Genomic DNA, 16,291 nt, shown 5'->3' on the forward strand with positions numbered 1-16,291 from the left:
ATCGTTAAACCGCCCCTCCTGCGCTGAGCGAGATCCAAAATGGATGACGCGGCCCGAAATTGGCACTTCAACCGGAGCCCTCATGGAAGATACCGTACACAAGTCCTGCTGGGGCATCACTGCCCGTGCAGTCATCGGCTTTTCTGGAATTCTCGCACTGGCCTATCTTTTCGGCGGCATCTGAGCCCAAGCCTCGACGACCCTCAAGCAGCGCCTGACCAAAGCGGTCGGCGCTGCTTTTTCATGTCCGCCGTCGGGTTTTCCCAACTCCGCGCTGCCGCTGTCGCTCAAGCGGCACCGGACGTCGGTGGATTGACGGTCCGGCTCATGCCGCGCATGTAATGTGGCTGTGATCACCGGAGCAGCCGCGAGCCATGTTTTTATCTGTCTTTGATGTCTTCAAGATCGGCGTCGGTCCGTCGAGCTCCCACACCATGGGGCCGATGTCGGCTGCCGTGCGCTTTCTCGACGAGATCGCAGGTCCCGACTGGCCCCGCCCGGTTGGCGCGAAGGTCGAGAGTATAAAGGTCAGCCTGCACGGCTCGCTGGCCTTCACCGGCATCGGCCACGGCACGGGCAGGGCGGTGGTGCTCGGCCTCACCGGCGAGTTGCCCGATCAGGTCGATCCCGACCGCATGGACGACATCATTTCAGGCGTCGAGAAAAGCCGGCAGATCAGCCCGCCCGGTCATCCGACCTATCATTTCGATCCGGCCACCGATCTGGTCTTCGACAAGAAGCAGCCCTTGCCCGGCCACGCCAACGGCATGGCGTTCACCGCCTTTGACCGCGATGGCGCGATGCTTTTGCGCCGGGTCTATTATTCCGTCGGCGGCGGCTTCGTCGTCACCGACACCGAACTCGAAGCCCTCAAGAGCACCAGCAAGGCGCCGGTCGACAAGACCGTGCCCTATCCCTTCGGCAACGCCAAGCAAATGCTCGAAATGGCGGCAAGCTCGGGCCTCTCGATTGCCCAGATGAAGCGCGCCAATGAGGAAAGCCATATCAGCCGCGAGGAGCTCGATGCCGGGCTCGACCGGATCTGGAGCGCCATGAACGGCTGCATCGACCGCGGGCTGGCGGGCGAGGGCATCATGCCGGGCGGGCTCAAGGTGCGCCGCCGCGCCCGCGTCATTCATGACAAGTTGCAGGAAGAGTGGCGGCAGAACCGGCGCAACCCGCTGCTGGCCAATGACTGGCTCAGCGTCTTTGCCATGGCGGTCAACGAGGAAAACGCTTCCGGCGGCCGTGTGGTCACCGCGCCCACCAATGGCGCGGCCGGGGTGATTCCCGCCACCATCCGCTACGTGCTGAAATTCCACGACGGCGCCGACCAGGAATCGGTTCGTGACTATCTGCTGACGGCCGCTGCGGTTGGCGGCATCATCAAGCACAATGCGTCGATCTCCGGCGCCGAGGTCGGGTGCCAGTGGCGAGGTCGGTTCGGCTGCGGCCATGTCGGCGGCAGGGCTTGCCGCAGTCATGGGCGGCACGCCCGAGCAGATCGAGAATGCCGCCGAAATCGCGCTCGAGCATCATCTCGGCATGACCTGCGATCCCGTCGGCGGGCTGGTCCAGGTGCCCTGCATCGAGCGCAATGCGCTGGGCGCGGTCAAGGCGGTCACCGCGGCCTCGCTTGCGATGAAGGGCGACGGCCAGCATTTCGTGCCGCTCGACGCCTGCATCGAGACCATGCGGCAGACCGGTCTCGACATGAACGAGCGCTACAAGGAGACCTCCACCGGCGGCCTCGCGGTCAATGTGGTGGAGTGCTGAGCCTGTGGACGCCTGCGGCTTTCGCGCATCGGCGGGTTGACCCCGGCAGGCTCAGGCCCAATGTAACCGGCCATGGCTCTTCATATGCTCAAACTCTGCGTCGGCGTCGAAAGCGTCGAAGATCAACGCGATTCGGTCCAGCGCCGTCTGGCGATGATGGCTGCGGCCGGTCACAAGCCGGAACAGGTCCACACCACCCGGATGGTGCCCAAGCGGGCGGCCGAACTCATTGATGGCGGCTCGCTCTATTGGGTGATCAAGGGCAATATCCAGGCCCGGCAGCGTTTTGTCGATGTCCGTCCCTTTGTCGATGTCGACGGGATTTCGCGCTGTCACCTGGTTCTCGAACCGGTTCTGCACGAAACAACATGGGCGCCGCGCCGTCCTTTCCAGGGCTGGCGCTATCTTGATCCCGATGATGCGCCGCCGGATCTGGGCAGTGCCGGCGCCGACGACATGCCGGCCGAACTGCGCCGCGAACTCGCCGGTCTCGGCCTGTTGTAGCCCGGTGCGGCAGCACACGCCCTTGTGTTCGCTGGATAAAGCGCCACATTGTTGAATTATGTTCAAGGCCCGGACCCTGTTGCTTCACCCATGTGAGGGCGGTGGCCCGGCAAATGGTGAAACACTGCAGCAATGGCCAAAGACAAGACCGGATCCGACAAGCAGATAACCAGACCCGGCGCGGCGCTGCCCGAAGGCACGCCGGTGTCATCGCGGTCGCAGATCGCGGAGTTCCTCACGGCCGCCAAGTCGATCGTGCCCGGCAGCGCCGGTTCGGGACGGCTGGCCTTTGCGCTCGACGCCACCATGAGCCGCCAGCCGACCTGGGACAGCGCCTGCAAGCTGCAGGCTGAAATGTTCGATGCCGTCGGCAAGACCGGCGGTCTCACGGTGCAATTGGTCTATTTCCGGGGGCTTGGCGAATGCCGCGCCTCGCGCTGGGTTGATGACACGCGTCAACTGGCGGATCTGATGACCCGCATCGATTGCCGGGGCGGCCAGACCCAGATCGGCAGGGTCCTGCGCCATGTCGCCGACGAGGCGACCAGGAAGCCGGTGAGCGCGCTGGTCTTCATCGGTGACGCCATGGAGGAAGACATCGACAAGCTCGCTGTCGTCGCCGGCGAGCTGGCGCTGCGCAAGGTGCCCTGTTTCATGTTTCACGAAGGCAATGACCCGGCCGCGGCAATCGGGTTTCGCGAGATCGCCCGCGTCACCGGCGGCGCCTATGTCCGCTTTGACCAGAATGCCGCATCCGAGCTTGCGGCGCTGCTGCGCGCGGTGGCCGCCTATGCCACCGGCGGGCGGATGGCCCTTGAAAAATCCGGAGCGCCGGCGGCGCGGCTGCTGCTCGAGCAGATGGGCCCGCCCAAGGGCAAACCACAGGGAGGGGCCAAGCGCTCATGAGTCCGATCGCAGTTTTCTTCGGTGGAATACTGATCCTGCTGGCGCTGCTTGCCGGCCTGCTCAGCGTCAAGCCTGCCGCACTTGCCACAACATTGCGCTACGCGCTTCCGGTGGCGACCGCCGGCCTGGGCGTTGTCATGACACTTGTCGGCCGCGCCAGCCTCGGTGTGCCGCTGCTGGCCTTTGCCGCCGCCATGTTTGCCCGGGCCCGCAGTGCCGCGCGCGCCACCCGCCAGCCCGGGGGGCAGTCCTATGTCCGCTCCGCAGCCCTGGAAATGGAGCTCGATCTCGACACCGGAGAAATGAATGGCCTGGTTCTGGCGGGGTCCTACGAGGGACGCGAGCTCAACGCCCTGGATGAGGCGGACCTCATGCAGTTGCATGCCGAGCTCGCCGGCGATCCGGAAAGCCTGTCGCTACTGGAGGCGTATCTTGACCGCCGAACGCCCGACTGGCGTGCCGGCTTTGACATGAATGAAGGTCCGGGGCTGGGCGCTGCGCCAAGCCCGGGCGCCATGACACATCAGGAGGCCTACGAGGTCCTTGGTCTTGCTCCGGGGGCGAGTGAAGCCGAGATCCGCGAGGCGCATCGCCGCCTCATGAAGCGGATGCATCCCGATGCGGGCGGTTCGGCCTTTCTTGCTGGCCGGATTAGTGAAGCCAAAGCTGTCCTCTTGAATCGACATGACTGAATTTCCCCGTATACGCAGTACAAAAACGTGGATTGATCCGGGCTCGATGGCCCGGCCGCAGCATTGAACAAATGCTGCGGATTACTTGGCTGTTGCCCAGCAGGCAAACCCCTTGTTCTCAAGTGCCTTGCAGGCTCTGGTGGCCGATGTCTGGCCGTCAAAGCCGCCGAAGCGGGCGCGGTAAAGCTGCTGGTTGCCCTTGGCATAGGCCATGGTGAACGGTTCTGCCGATGACAGTGCCGATCCGCCCAGGCCCTTGGCGCGGTTGAGCAGGTCGACGGCTGCATTCTTGTCCGGCATGGCGCCGATCTGGATCATCCAGCCGTCCCGTGGCGCCGTCGACGCGGTGGTGACCGGGTCAACCGTGTCGGTCGAGGCCTGTTCCACCGGCATCGGCGGAATATAGGCCGGAGCCGGCACCGGAATGGCGACCTTCTGTGCCCGCAGTGACTTGGCCAGCGCGTCGCGTCCGACAACCTGGGCCGGCGTTGAACTGGCATAGGCCATGGCCAGGCGCTGGTCGGCTTCGTGACGGCGTTCGGGAACCGGTCCGACCTTGGGCAGCTCGAGCGACGCCACGGCGGCGGCGATGCCGCTGGTGGAGGAGGCGCCCACGGCAATCAGCTGGCCGGAGCCCGATGTCGAGGCCTTGAGCAGATAGCGCGAGATCAGGTCCGTCATCTGGGCGTTGCGGCTGGCGCCGGTGCGTCCGCCCATCACCACGGCGACGATCGAACGGTCGCGGTCGACAACCGAGGAGACCAGGTTGAAACCCGAGGCGCGGGTGTAGCCGGTCTTGATGCCGTCAACGCCGCGCACGGCGCCGAGCAGGCGGTTGTGGTTGCCGAAACGCTGCTTGCCGAACTTGAACGAGCGTGTGGAGAAATATTTGTAGTGCCGCGGAAAATGTTCGCGCAGAGCAATGCCGAGCCGCGCCATGTCGCGGGCGGTGGTCACCTGCTTGGAGTCGGGAAGTCCGTGGGCATTGCGGAAGGTGGTCTTCGACATGCCCAGCGACCGCGCCTTGGCGGTCATCATCGAGGCGAATTTCGATTCCGAGCCACCCAGATGCTCGCCGATTGCGGTTGAGGCGTCATTGGCCGATTTGGTGACCAGCGCATAGATGACCTGTTCGACCGTGATCGAATTGCCGGCGCCGACGCCAAGCTTGGTCGGCGGCTCCTTGGCGGCATTGGCCGAAAACTTGATCCGGGTATTGAGCTTGAGAGTGCCGCGATCAAGGGCCTCGAAGACCAGGTAAAGCGTCATCATCTTGGTCAGCGACGCCGGATAGCGCAGTTCGTCGGCATCATTGGCGTAGAGCGTCTTGCCGGTCTTGGCGTCAATGACGATGCCGGCATATTTGGAATTTGCGGACGCAGGCGTTGCTGCGACAGCCACGGCAAGGCCGATCACGGCCAGCAGGCTGAGAATTCTGGAGGCAAGCGGGGCAAACCGGCCGGGGGTATTGGAGTTACTCTGGGACACGACAACTCACTCTTGAACAGACGGGTGTAGGGGTTTCTGACTGTCGCCCTCCCTGATCAGCCATTGTGTCCAATCTTAGCCAGACGTTCTTACCAATCCGTTTATGATGAATGATTCCTTTCTGAATATCGGCCGCCAACCTGTCCCGTTTTGGTCAAAACCGTTCTGTTCCGGGGCATTGGGGCCAATTCATTGTTTTGCTGCCGTTGCGAGTATTTGGTGCGTTGCACAATCTTCTTGACAAAATGGTGCAGTGCACATAAATAGAGATCATCATTCTCCCAACGACAGGAACCGCGACATGATGAACTTTGATGCCACCTCGAAAATGAACAAGGAAGCAATGGACAGCATGCTGACTGCGGCTTCGTCGATGACCAAGGGTTTCCAGCAGATCGCTGCCGAAGCCACCGATTATTCCAAGAAGTCCTACGAGGACAGCGCAGCCGTCGTCGAGAAGCTGGTTTCGGCCAAGAGCCTCGACAAGGCCATCGAAATCCAGACCGACTACGCAAAGTCGTCCTACGAGTCCTTTGTCGCCCAGGCCACCAAGATGAGCGAAATCTATGCGGATCTCGCCAAGCAGGCCTACAAGCCTTTCGAAGCTGCAGCCGCCAAGGTCAGCGCCTGAACATAATTCTGCCTCTGCCCGAACAGGCGGATGCGTGAAATGATGAAGACCCGGTTGCAGAATATGCGGCCGGGTTTTTTGATGTTTGCGGCCCAGATCGGAAATCTGTTTCATCGCGCCACAAGGGGGCTTAAAATCTGCTCAGGAAAGACTAAGTTAAGGCAATGTCTGGCGGCTTGATTTGAATCTGCGCCGGTTGGAACTGACAGGAAGTTGGCTAAGTGAAAGACAGCATGAACCGGACCCGCATGCAGGCGGACAAGAAAACCGGGAACGGAGGCCCTGACCGGGGCATCTCCGTCATCACCCGGACGAAACCGCAAGTGAAAAAACCTAACCTCTACCGGGTCTTGCTGCTCAATGACGATTACACCCCCATGGAGTTCGTGATCTATGTGCTTGAACGTTTTTTCCAGAAGGATCGCGAACAGGCCACACGAATCATGTTGCATGTTCACAATCACGGAGTCGGCGAGTGCGGCGTGTTCACCTACGAGGTGGCCGAAACCAAGGTGAGCCATGTCATGGATTGCGCCCGCGAAAATAATCATCCGCTGCAATGCGTGATGGAAAAGAAATGAGGACCTGAAATTGCCTAGCTTTTCAAACAGTCTCGAAAAGGCGATCCATCAGGCGCTGACCTATGCCAATGAGCGGCATCACGAATATGCCACGCTTGAGCATTTGTTGATGGCCTTGATCGAGGACCCCGATGCCGCAGCCGTCATGGGCGCCTGCAATGTTGACCTCGACCAGCTGCGTCGCACGGTCAGCGATTATGTCGACAAGGAACTCGGCAACCTGATCACGGGCTATGACGAGGATTCCAAGCCGACATCCGGATTTCAGCGCGTCATCCAGCGCGCTGTGATCCATGTCCAGTCTTCCGGCCGCGAGGAAGTCACCGGCGCCAATGTGCTGGTGGCGATTTTCGCCGAGCGCGAAAGCCATGCCGCCTATTTCCTTCAGGAGCAGGAAATGACCCGCTACGATGCGGTCAATTTCATCTCCCACGGCATCGCCAAGCGTCCCGGCGCCGAAGAAGCGCGCCCGGTGCGTGGTGCGGACGAGCCCGAACCCGATTCGATCAAGCCGGAGACCGGCGGCGAAGAGGGTGCCAAGAAGAAGGGCCAGGACGCCCTGACCGCCTATTGCGTCAATCTCAACGAAAAGGCCAAGACCGGGCGCATCGACCCGTTGATCGGCCGCATCGAGGAGGTCAACCGCACCATCCAGATCCTGTGCCGCCGTTCCAAGAACAATCCGCTCTATGTCGGAGATCCCGGCGTCGGCAAGACGGCAATCGCCGAAGGCCTGGCCAAGCGCATCGTCGAGGGCGATGTGCCGGACGTGCTTGCTGACGCGGTGATCTACTCGCTCGACATGGGTTCGCTGCTCGCCGGAACCCGCTATCGCGGTGATTTCGAGGAGCGTCTCAAGCAGGTGGTCAAGGAGCTCGAGGACATGCCGGATGCGGTGCTGTTCATCGACGAAATCCACACCGTGATCGGCGCCGGCGCCACGTCCGGCGGGGCAATGGATGCGTCCAACCTGCTCAAGCCGGCCCTGTCGTCCGGCGCAATCCGCTGCATCGGTTCGACCACCTACAAGGAATATCGCCAGTTCTTCGAAAAGGACCGCGCCCTGGTGCGCCGGTTCCAGAAGATCGACGTCAACGAGCCGACGATTCCCGACACGATCGAGATCCTCAAGGGCCTCAAGCCCTATTTCGAGGACTATCACAAGGTCGCCTACACCGACGAGGCGATCAAGGCCGCCGTCGAGCTGTCGGCACGCTACATCACCGACCGCAAGCTGCCCGACAAGGCGATCGACGTGATCGACGAGTCCGGTGCGGCGCAGATGCTGCTGCCTGAAAAGAGCCGCAAGAAGACCCTGACCGACGCCGAGATCGAAATCACCATCGCCACCATGGCCCGGATCCCGGCCAAGACGGTGTCCAAGGATGACGAGACGGTGCTGGCCAATCTCGACAAGGAACTGCGTTCGGTGGTCTATGGCCAGGATGCGGCGATCGATGCGCTCACGGCGGCGATCCGCCTGGCCCGCGCCGGTCTGCGCGAACCCGACAAGCCGATCGGCTCCTATCTGTTCTCCGGTCCCACCGGCGTCGGCAAGACCGAGGTCGCCAAGCAACTGGCCTCGTCCCTGGGCGTGGAGCTTCTGCGCTTCGACATGTCGGAATATATGGAGCGGCACACGGTCTCGCGTCTCATCGGCGCGCCTCCGGGCTATGTCGGCTTCGACCAGGGCGGGCTTTTGACCGATGGCGTCGACCAGCATCCTTACTGCGTGCTGCTGCTCGACGAGATCGAAAAGGCCCATCCCGACCTGTTCAACATCCTGTTGCAGGTCATGGATCACGGCTCGCTGACCGATCACAACGGCAAGAAGATCGATTTCCGCAATGTCATCCTGATCATGACCACGAATGCGGGTGCTGCGGATGCGGCCAAGTCGGCCATCGGCTTTGGCTCCTCGAAGCGCGAAGGCGACGACATGGAAGCGATCAACCGGCTGTTCACGCCGGAGTTCCGCAACCGTCTCGACTCGATCATCGCCTTCGGCGCGTTGCCGGCCAAGGTCGTGCACATGGTGGTGCAGAAATTCGTCATGCAGCTTGAGGCCCAGCTGGCCGAACGCAATGTCACCTTCGATCTCGGGGAGGACGCAATCGGCTGGCTCGCGGACAAGGGCTATGATGAACGCATGGGCGCGCGGCCGCTTGGCCGGGTGATCCAGGAGCACATCAAGAAGGAGCTCGCCAATGAACTGCTGTTCGGCAAGCTCAAGCATGGCGGAACGGTCAAGGTCACCGTCGGCGAGAAAGCCGATGGCTCCAACGGGCTGATCCTCGAGGCGATTCCGGCGGAAGTGCCGGTCAAGCCGAAGAAGGAGAAGGTGCCCGCCAAGAAGCGCGCGCCGGCCAAGGCAAAGACAGCGGCAAAGACCGCCCGCAAGCCGGCCGCAGGCAAGGACCCAAAGCCGCAGCCGGAAGCAGCGTCCGCGTCCGAAGCCAAGGCCGACCTGGCGGAGAAGCCGGCGCCGAAAAAGCCGTCAAGCGCCGTGCCCAAGGTGCCGCGCAAGAAATAGGCGTTACACGCCTCGCCGAAACAACAGACACCCCGGTTTGCGCCGGGGTGTCTTGCGTTTGCACCCTGGATAGCACCGTGCCGCATGCGCCGGCTGTGGCCGCTGAAAAACCGGTTGCAGCGCCGCATAAAATCTCTAACACAGTGGCATGAGCACTTCGTCCGGCCCGCGCGGCGTCCATTGGTTTTTGAAAGGCGCGCGCGGCATTGTCTCGCTGCCGGCGATCATCCTGATGAGCGCCTTTGTCGGGTTTTGCGGCTTCGCCGTCGAGGCCGGGCTTCCCTTCGGCCAGACCGTGTTCATGACCGGCATGATCTGGGCGCTGCCGGCCAATGTGCTTCTCGTCGGCTCGATTCTGGCCGGTGCATCGCTGCCCGCCGCCTTCATCACCGTCTCGCTGTCCTCGATCCGGCTGATGCCGATGGTCGCGGCGCTGATTCCGGAAATCCGCACCGAGAAAACCCCGACCTGGCTGCTGCTGCTGTTGTCGCATTTCATTGCGATCACGGCCTATGTCTTCACCATGGAGCGGATCCGCGACGTGCCGCGCGAGCATCGCGTGGCGTTTTTCGCGGGCTTCGGCATCACCGTCACCAGCGCCAATATCATCCTGGTGGCGGTGATCTATTCCACGGTCTCGAACCTGCCGCCGATGCTGGCCGGCGCATTGTTCTTTCTCACGCCGGTCTATTTCCTGACCTCGATCTGGGCCTCGACCAGGGACCGGGCAGGGCACATCGCCATGATCTTCGGTCTGGTGCTCGGCGCGGTGTTTCACCAGGTCGCGCCGGAATTCGACATTCTCTATGCCGGTGTCGTCGGCGGCACGCTTGCCTTTGTCGTTGATCGCTTCTGGAAGCGCGGGGCGGACGCATGAGCGGTTACGCGGCCTTTGACGCCTGGTGGTGGCCCTATGTCTTCATCGCCGTGGCCGGCTGGCTGGCGACTGACATCTGGCGCTGGCTCGGCGTTCTGATCGGCAATCGGCTGAAGCAGGATTCGGCTCTGCTGACCTGGGTGCGCGCGGTGGCCACGGCACTGCTCGCCGCCGTCATCGCCAAGCTGATCCTCTATCCGACCGGAGAGCTCAACAATGTCCCGATGGCATTGCGGCTGCTGGCGGTCTCGGTCGGCTTTGCCGCCTTTCTGCTGAGCGGCAAGAGGATCTGGATCGGCATCGCCGTGGCGCTCGGCCTGTTGATCGGCGGGCAACTGCTGCTCGGCTGAGCGGTCTCGGCCGCCGGCAGCCGCTCTGCAATGCCTAGTCGTCGAAACGCCGCGCCACCCAGGAATAGCTGTCGGTGACCACATGCACAGGCCCGGTCACCAGCGCCTTGATGTTCTTGGCCTCGGGCAGCACATCCTTGAACCTTTGCAGGGCCCGGGTGGCCAGTCCCGCATCCGGCACCATCTCGGCTTCCGCAATCCGCGGCTGATCCTCCGCCGGGGCGACCGGCAGCGCAGCGCCGGCTGCCGGCATCGGTATGTCGGCCCCGGGCACCATGCTGTCGGGGATCGTCGGGCCGATGCTGGCTGCCTCGTTCGTCGGCGGCTCGCTCGTCACCTCGGCCAGTCCGGCGTCGTGCGGCGTCTGGCACACCGCGACCACCACCGGATAGGACAGGTTGGAGAAGCCCCTGAGCTTGTCTTCCGACACTTCATCGCAGGCCTGGATCGTCGCCCAGCGCTCGTCGAGCATCCGGATGTGGTGGCACTGGGTCGCGGTATCGTCGCATCCAAGGATCGACATGATGATGAAAGCGGTCTGCATGAAAACCTCGCAAATTCTGCAATGCACCGCTCATGCCGTCACAATGCCGCAAAACCAAGGCAATGAAGCAAGATCACCGGATCGCCATCTCGGCCCCACGCCGCTTCGCGCTTAGCGCAGATGATGCGGGGAATCTTGCAACGCCCTGAAGGGATTCTATGTTTGGTCATCCGGCTTGCCGGAGCGCCGTTGCCTGCGCGCCGGAAAGCCAGCCGCAGGCTGCAACGCTTCGGCGCTGGACATCACAGCACCTGCGCTGTCTTATGCTGGCATGCGGCCCGCAGGACTGATACCTGCAGGAGACACCAGACAGGAGAGATCGCGTGGCAGACTTGACCCCAGAGACACGCCAGGCGTTAGCCGGGATCGCCAGCCGCCACGGTGTCAGTCCGGAGGCCGTCGAGCATCTGCTGATGGCGCTGATTGCCGGGCAGGGTAGCCAGGCCCAGTTCAACCATCCCGATCTGGGCGGCATGGGGCAATGGTCGCAGGGCGGCATGACCATGGTCGGCGACATGTTCAACACCGCGCTCAAGGCGAGGGTCGACGCGCTGTGCAACGAGGTGGCGCAGGTGATGCGTGAGGCTGCACCGGTGCAACTGCCGTCAAGCGCGTCTTCGCAAACACAATCGCAAGGCTCTGATCGCGTCGGCGTCAGCCTGTTTGTCTCCGGCTTCCCCGCCGGTCATTGGTGGCCCGAAGAACTCGGCCAGGCCGCTTCCACCGGGGCGCAGAACCAGATGCGCTATGCCTGGTTTCCCGACGCTGCGCGGCTTGCCATCGATGCGGGCGACGGCAAGGTCAGGGTCTATGACACCGGCGATCATCGCATTGCCGGTTTTTCGCAACAGCAATCGGGCGACCAGTCGCTGAGCTTCACCTCGCAACATGGTCTTGTCAGTCTCTCCGAATTGCGCCAGGTCAATGCCGGCCGCCGTGACGAGGCCAACCCGACGCCGACGCTGTCCGAAGCGCTTCTTGGCACATCCGCAGACACTCCGACCGCCGAGGCCACACCCGGTGAAGCCCCGTCCGCGCCGCCGGAATCGCGCCGGCCGGAAACAGCTCCGGTCCAGCCCTCGGCCGCTGCCGCGCCTGAAGCCAATGACGAGACCGATATCTTCGCCAAGATCGAACGGCTGGCTGCACTTCATGCAAAAGGCATTCTCACCGATGCCGAATACCAGTCCAAGAAGGCCGAGCTGCTGGCCCGCATCTGATGCACGGAGGTTAAGCCTGTTCTGGTCGGTTCCGGTCAGAGTGCGGCGCGGATCTTTTCGGCATTGGCCTTGATCACGCCCATGTCTTCCATGGTGCCGGTATGCGGTTTCAGCGCCACGCCGTCAAAGCGGGGGATCACATGCACATGCAGGTGAAACACCACCTGGCCGCCGGCACTTTCGTTGAACTGCTGGATGGTCACGCCATCGGCGCTAAAGGCCTTGATCACCGCCCGCGCCATCTTCTGCGTCGTCGCCATCACCGCTGACAGACTGTCGGGCTCGACATCGAGAATGTTGCGCGCGGGCGCCTTCGGGATCACCAGGCAATGGCCGTCGCCGCGTGGCATGATGTCCATGATCACCAGTGTGTGTTCGTCTTCATAAAGCCGTTCGGCGGGCAACTCGCCGCGCAGGATCTTGGCAAACACATTGCTGTCGTCATAGCTGGGCGCGGTCATCGGGCAGTCTCCGGTTGTTCGTCTCACATGGTTGTATCCGGCGCAGGGCCGGGGTCAAGCACAAGGGGCAAGCGCCAGTCCGTCTTCAATCCTGGCCAGCATCCGGCTCCGTGCCGCCCTTGCGGAACGGCCCGTGCTCGCTCAGCACCTGGCCGATATGTTCGACATCGCGGCGTTCGCGCTCGAGATAGTCGGCGACGGCGCGCCTGAGGCCGGGATGGTCGATGTAATGCGCCGAATGGGTGGTGGCCGGCAGATAGCCGCGCGCCAGCTTGTGCTCGCCCTGCGCCCCGGCCTCGACCCGCGCCAGACCCCTGGCGATGGCGAAATCGATCGCCTGGTGATAGCAGACCTCGAAATGCAGGAACGGGTGATCCTCGACGCAGCCCCAGTGGCGGCCATAGATGCAATCGTCTCCGAGGAAATTGATCGCACCTGCGATGAACCGGCCTTCGCGTCGCGCCATTACCAGCAGCACATCCTCGGCCATGCGCTCGCCGATCAGCGAGAAGAACTCCCGCGTCAGATAGGGCCGCCCCCATTTGCGCCCGCCGGTATCGATGTAGAATTCATAAAATGTATCCCAGACACTTTCGGTCAGGTCGCTGCCGGTCAGCCATTCGATCTCGATGCCGTTTTCCAGCGCCGCCTTGCGCTCTTTCCTCAGCTGCTTGCGCTTGCGCGAGGCCAGCGTGTCGAGAAAATCCTCGTAGCTGTCATAGCCGGGATTGCGGAAATGAAACTGCTGGTCGGTGCGGTGCAGATAGCCCTCGGCCTCGAATGCCGGGATCTCGGCTTCGGGCACAAAAGTGGCATGCACTGACGACAGCCCCAGTTGCGTGCACAGCGAGCGTCCACCCGCGGCCAGCGCTCGTCTGCGCGCCTCGCTGCCCGGACCCTGTCGCACCATCAGCCGCGGCCCGGTGGCCGGCGTGAACGGTGCTGAACATTGCAGCTTTGGATAATAACGCCCGCCGGCGCGCTCGAACGCATCGGCCCAGGCGTGATCAAACACATATTCGCCCATCGAATGGCTCTTGATATAGGCGGGCATTGCGCCTTCCAGCCCTCCGTCCGGGCCGCGCAAGACGATGTGGCGCGGCAGCCAGCCGACCTCGGCCGACACCGAACCGGAGTCTTCGAGAGATGATAAAAAAGCGTGGCTGACAAAGGGGTTATAGGCAATTCCGGATTCAGTCTCGGAGCTGCTTGATTCCGTTTGCGAACTGCCTGATGGAGATCGTGAGCGCCGCGCCGCGCCACCCAGCCGGCTCCACTCCTCCGCGGTGACCGCCGACATGTCCTCGATGGTCGACAGCGTGTGATCTGGGGTCTCAGTGCTCATGCAACTCCGTTCCGGACAGGGCCGATACCCGTGTCCGGCCTGTCTTCCAACGTAAGTTGCCTACCCCGTTTGACAAGGTCAGGCGTCCACCGTCGTGTCCGGATCAAAGCCCTCGAAGGTCATCTGGTCGCCATGCGCCCTGGTCAGCGCCCGCGCCGCGGCATCGCGCACGGTCCAGGTGATCACCGGAACGCCCTGCTTGCGCAGTCCCTCGACATAGCTGTTGGGCAGGTGGTGCACGCAGTAGGAGATGAAATCCAGCCCCAGCTGCATCGCCTCGTCATGCTTGAAGAATGTCTCCGGCTTGACCCCCTCGGCGGTCAGTCCCAGCGGGCAGGTGGCGCCGCAGGCCTTGAGGTCGCGCAGCAGGGCATGGTCGAAACTCATCAGCGCCACCGGCCCGTCATATTTCTCCAGGCACTCGACCACCGCATCGGCAAAGCCGTCATCATCACCGGGCCGGCCCTTGAGCTCGATGATCAGCGGCACCTGTCCAGCAACCAGCCTGAACAGTTTTGGCAGCGACATCACCCCGTCCGCAGTTCCGCCGACCCGCAACTGCGCCAGTTCCTGCGAAGTGCGCTCCCGCACATCGCCCGACAACCCGCAGAGCCGTTCCAGATCATCATCGTGAAACACCACCGGCACGCCGTCGGTGGCGATGTGAATGTCGCACTCGATCGCGTAACCGGATGCAATCGCACGGGAAAAGGCCGTTGCGGTGTTTTCCCAGATGCTCCGGTTCATGTCGTGATAGCCGCGATGGGCGATCGGCCGCGCGGTCAGCCAGCCAAGGTCTTTCTGTGCCATGGGACTTACCGGATCTCGATCACGGCATCGACTTCAACCGCTGCATTAAGCGGCAGGCTGGCGGTGCCGACGGCGGCGCGCGCATGTTTGCCGGCGTCACCCAGGATCTCGGCAATCAGGTTCGAGGCGCCGTTGATCACCAGATGCTGTTCGGTAAACGTCGGCTCGGAGGCGACGAAGCCGCCCAGCTTGACCACCCGGACGATCCGCTCGAGATCGCCGCCCAGTGCCGCCTTGGCCTGGGCCAGGATGTTGATCGCACAGAGTTCGGCTGCGCGCTGGCCTTTGGCGACGTCGACATCGCGGCCGAGCAGTCCCGTGGCGTAAAGTGCGCCGTTTTCCATCGGCAACTGGCCGGAGATGAACAGAAGCGAGCCGCTGATGACATAGGGCAGGTAATTGGCAGCCGGTGCTGCCGCTTCGGGAAGCACGATGTCGCGGGCGGCCAGGCGGGATTCAACACTATCGGTCATGAGGGGCTCCATCTTCGTCTCTGTTAAGGCTGCGCCGGCGTTTTGTCGGAACTTGCAAGTTCCGCCTCGCTTTTGCCGTGTCTGCTCATATAACATCGGCTCAGGATTCGACAGGAGAAAACCTGATGCGCATGTTAGTTATCGCGTCGCTTGCCATTGTGGCGGCCACGCCGGCGATCACCCAGGCCCAGGCCGGGCCGGGAGGCCTTGCCACCCACCGCGCGGTCTATGACCTTTCGCTCAAGGAGGCGTCCGAACGTTCGGGCATTTCCGGCATGGTCGGCCGCATGGTCTATGAATTTGGCGGCTCGGCCTGCAGCGGCTACACCGTCAGCTTCCGCTTTGTTACCGAGATCGCCACCGGCGACTCCTCGCGCATCACCGATCAGCAGACCACCACATTCGAAGACATCCGCAACCAGACCTTCCGCTTCGTCACCCGCTCCTTTGTCGATCAGCAACTCGACCACGAGGTCCGCGGCTCGGCCGAGGTTGACGGCGACGGTCTGGCGGTCACGCTCGAGCAGCCCGACAAACTGGCGCTCGACATCGGCACGGCGCGCTTTCCCACCGAGCACATGATCGAAATGATCGACAAGGCCCGCGACGGCGAGCGGTTTTACGAATCGCGCATCTATGACGGGTCCGACGAAGGCGACCGGGCGATGCTGACCACCACCATTGTCGGTGAAAAGCAGCCGGTCGAGAGCGGCGATACCGAAGCCAAGCTGGCGGGCGAACTCGGCAACGAGGCCTACTGGCCGGTGTCGATGGCCTATTTCGAGGAAAATTCCGGCGGTGACGAACTGCCGGTCTATTCCATCGCATTCAAGCTCTATGAGAACGGCGTCACCCGCGACCTGACCATGGACTATGGCGACTTCGTGCTCGAAGGCCAGCTGGCGCAGCTCGACATGTATGAACCGGAGCCCTGCAAGGAGTAGGGCGAGATACTACAGTGGCCGCTGCAGCGATGCCACCCGTGCCGTGCTGCGCAACAGCCGATTCTCGGGCTGGGGCATTTGTCCCTCGCACCTCGCGCCGGCAGACCGCATGTAAACGGGGCGCCACTGATGACGCCCCGCGCAGATACGAACCGG

The 16,291-nt window shown here is 62.8% G+C and carries 17 protein-coding genes and 1 pseudogene; 11 read left to right on the plus strand and 7 right to left on the minus strand.

Translation table 11 applies throughout. The features are described from left to right. Positions 1-374 precede the first annotated feature (374 nt). From OEG82_RS12365 to OEG82_RS12375, 3 genes and pseudogenes are all read left to right on the plus strand, one after another. Positions 375-1,776: pseudogene (locus OEG82_RS12365) on the plus strand (L-serine ammonia-lyase). A 72-nt stretch (positions 1,777-1,848) separates the two neighbouring features. Beyond that, positions 1,849-2,280: a DUF1489 family protein gene (locus OEG82_RS12370; protein WP_267612734.1), complete on the plus strand. Its 432-nt coding sequence runs from the start codon at positions 1,849-1,851 to the stop codon at positions 2,278-2,280. A gap of 132 nt (positions 2,281-2,412) precedes the next feature. Then, positions 2,413-3,186: a VWA domain-containing protein gene (locus OEG82_RS12375; protein WP_267612735.1), complete on the plus strand. Its 774-nt coding sequence runs from the start codon at positions 2,413-2,415 to the stop codon at positions 3,184-3,186. A 416-nt stretch (positions 3,187-3,602) separates the two neighbouring features. On the opposite strand, the gene OEG82_RS12380 is transcribed toward OEG82_RS12375, so the two are convergent. Further along, positions 3,603-3,806, minus strand: a complete 204-nt coding sequence (locus OEG82_RS12380; protein ID WP_267614939.1) for a hypothetical protein — start codon at positions 3,804-3,806, stop codon at positions 3,603-3,605. On the opposite strand from OEG82_RS12380, the gene OEG82_RS12385 reads away from it, so the two are divergent. Then, the gene (locus OEG82_RS12385) at positions 3,762-3,878 is read left to right on the plus strand and encodes a J domain-containing protein (protein WP_245307942.1); all 117 of its coding nucleotides are present in this window, start codon (positions 3,762-3,764) and stop codon (positions 3,876-3,878) included. The two genes, OEG82_RS12380 and OEG82_RS12385, sit on opposite strands and share 45 nt — an antisense overlap. Positions 3,879-3,959: 81 nt before the next feature. Here the strand turns inward: OEG82_RS12385 and OEG82_RS12390 are convergent, their stop codons facing one another. Next, positions 3,960-5,366: a D-alanyl-D-alanine carboxypeptidase gene (locus tag OEG82_RS12390; RefSeq protein WP_267612736.1), complete on the minus strand. Its 1,407-nt coding sequence runs from the start codon at positions 5,364-5,366 to the stop codon at positions 3,960-3,962. 301 nt (positions 5,367-5,667) lie between these two features. On the opposite strand from OEG82_RS12390, the gene OEG82_RS12395 reads away from it, so the two are divergent. The 5 genes from OEG82_RS12395 to OEG82_RS12415 all read left to right on the plus strand — a co-directional run bounded on the left by OEG82_RS12395 (position 5,668) and on the right by OEG82_RS12415 (position 10,338). Then, positions 5,668-5,997 (plus strand): phasin family protein, encoded by a 330-nt coding sequence (locus tag OEG82_RS12395; RefSeq protein ID WP_267612737.1) that lies wholly within the window; start codon positions 5,668-5,670, stop codon positions 5,995-5,997. A 233-nt stretch (positions 5,998-6,230) separates the two neighbouring features. After that, complete coding sequence (gene clpS / locus OEG82_RS12400) at positions 6,231-6,578, plus strand: ATP-dependent Clp protease adapter ClpS (RefSeq protein WP_425497645.1); 348 nt, start codon at positions 6,231-6,233, stop codon at positions 6,576-6,578. A gap of 10 nt (positions 6,579-6,588) precedes the next feature. Then, complete coding sequence (gene clpA, locus OEG82_RS12405) at positions 6,589-9,111, plus strand: ATP-dependent Clp protease ATP-binding subunit ClpA (protein ID WP_267612738.1); 2,523 nt, start codon at positions 6,589-6,591, stop codon at positions 9,109-9,111. A 148-nt stretch (positions 9,112-9,259) separates the two neighbouring features. Further along, positions 9,260-9,988 carry an AzlC family ABC transporter permease gene (locus OEG82_RS12410; protein ID WP_267612739.1) on the plus strand — a complete coding sequence of 243 codons (729 nt, stop codon included), beginning with the start codon at positions 9,260-9,262 and terminating at the stop codon, positions 9,986-9,988. Beyond that, on the plus strand, positions 9,985-10,338 hold the full coding sequence (locus OEG82_RS12415; RefSeq protein WP_267612740.1) for an AzlD domain-containing protein: 354 nt from the start codon (positions 9,985-9,987) through the stop codon (positions 10,336-10,338). The genes OEG82_RS12410 and OEG82_RS12415 overlap by 4 nt, the downstream gene beginning before the upstream one ends. 34 nt (positions 10,339-10,372) lie before the next feature. Here the strand turns inward: OEG82_RS12415 and OEG82_RS12420 are convergent, their stop codons facing one another. Continuing rightward, on the minus strand, positions 10,373-10,882 hold the full coding sequence (locus OEG82_RS12420) for a hypothetical protein (protein ID WP_267612741.1): 510 nt from the start codon (positions 10,880-10,882) through the stop codon (positions 10,373-10,375). A 323-nt stretch (positions 10,883-11,205) separates the two neighbouring features. Here OEG82_RS12420 and OEG82_RS12425 point away from each other — a divergent pair, with 323 nt between their 5' ends. Continuing rightward, a complete protein-coding gene (locus tag OEG82_RS12425) occupies positions 11,206-12,102 on the plus strand; it encodes an SHOCT domain-containing protein (protein WP_267612742.1) in 897 nt (298 codons plus the stop codon). 35 nt (positions 12,103-12,137) lie between these two features. On the opposite strand, the gene OEG82_RS12430 is transcribed toward OEG82_RS12425, so the two are convergent. The 4 genes from OEG82_RS12430 to OEG82_RS12445 form a co-directional block, all read right to left on the minus strand. Further along, positions 12,138-12,563, minus strand: coding sequence for an HIT family protein (locus OEG82_RS12430; RefSeq protein WP_267612743.1), 426 nt, complete (start codon positions 12,561-12,563; stop codon positions 12,138-12,140). An 85-nt stretch (positions 12,564-12,648) separates the two neighbouring features. Next, entirely contained in the window at positions 12,649-13,908 is a 1,260-nt protein-coding gene (locus tag OEG82_RS12435) for a GNAT family N-acetyltransferase (RefSeq protein ID WP_267612744.1), read from the minus strand. A 78-nt stretch (positions 13,909-13,986) separates the two neighbouring features. Further along, positions 13,987-14,718: a glycerophosphodiester phosphodiesterase gene (locus tag OEG82_RS12440; RefSeq protein ID WP_267612745.1), complete on the minus strand. Its 732-nt coding sequence runs from the start codon at positions 14,716-14,718 to the stop codon at positions 13,987-13,989. A 5-nt stretch (positions 14,719-14,723) separates the two neighbouring features. Beyond that, entirely contained in the window at positions 14,724-15,191 is a 468-nt protein-coding gene (locus OEG82_RS12445) for a RidA family protein (RefSeq protein WP_267612746.1), read from the minus strand. Positions 15,192-15,316: 125 nt separating this feature from the next. Between OEG82_RS12445 and OEG82_RS12450 the strand changes: the two genes are divergently transcribed. Further along, a complete protein-coding gene (locus tag OEG82_RS12450; protein ID WP_267612747.1) occupies positions 15,317-16,135 on the plus strand; it encodes a cell envelope integrity EipB family protein in 819 nt (272 codons plus the stop codon). Positions 16,136-16,291: the final 156 nt, after the last annotated feature.

The sequence above is a fragment of the Hoeflea ulvae genome (genome assembly GCF_026619435.1).
GTDB classification, from domain to species: Bacteria; Pseudomonadota; Alphaproteobacteria; order Rhizobiales; family Rhizobiaceae; genus Hoeflea; species Hoeflea ulvae.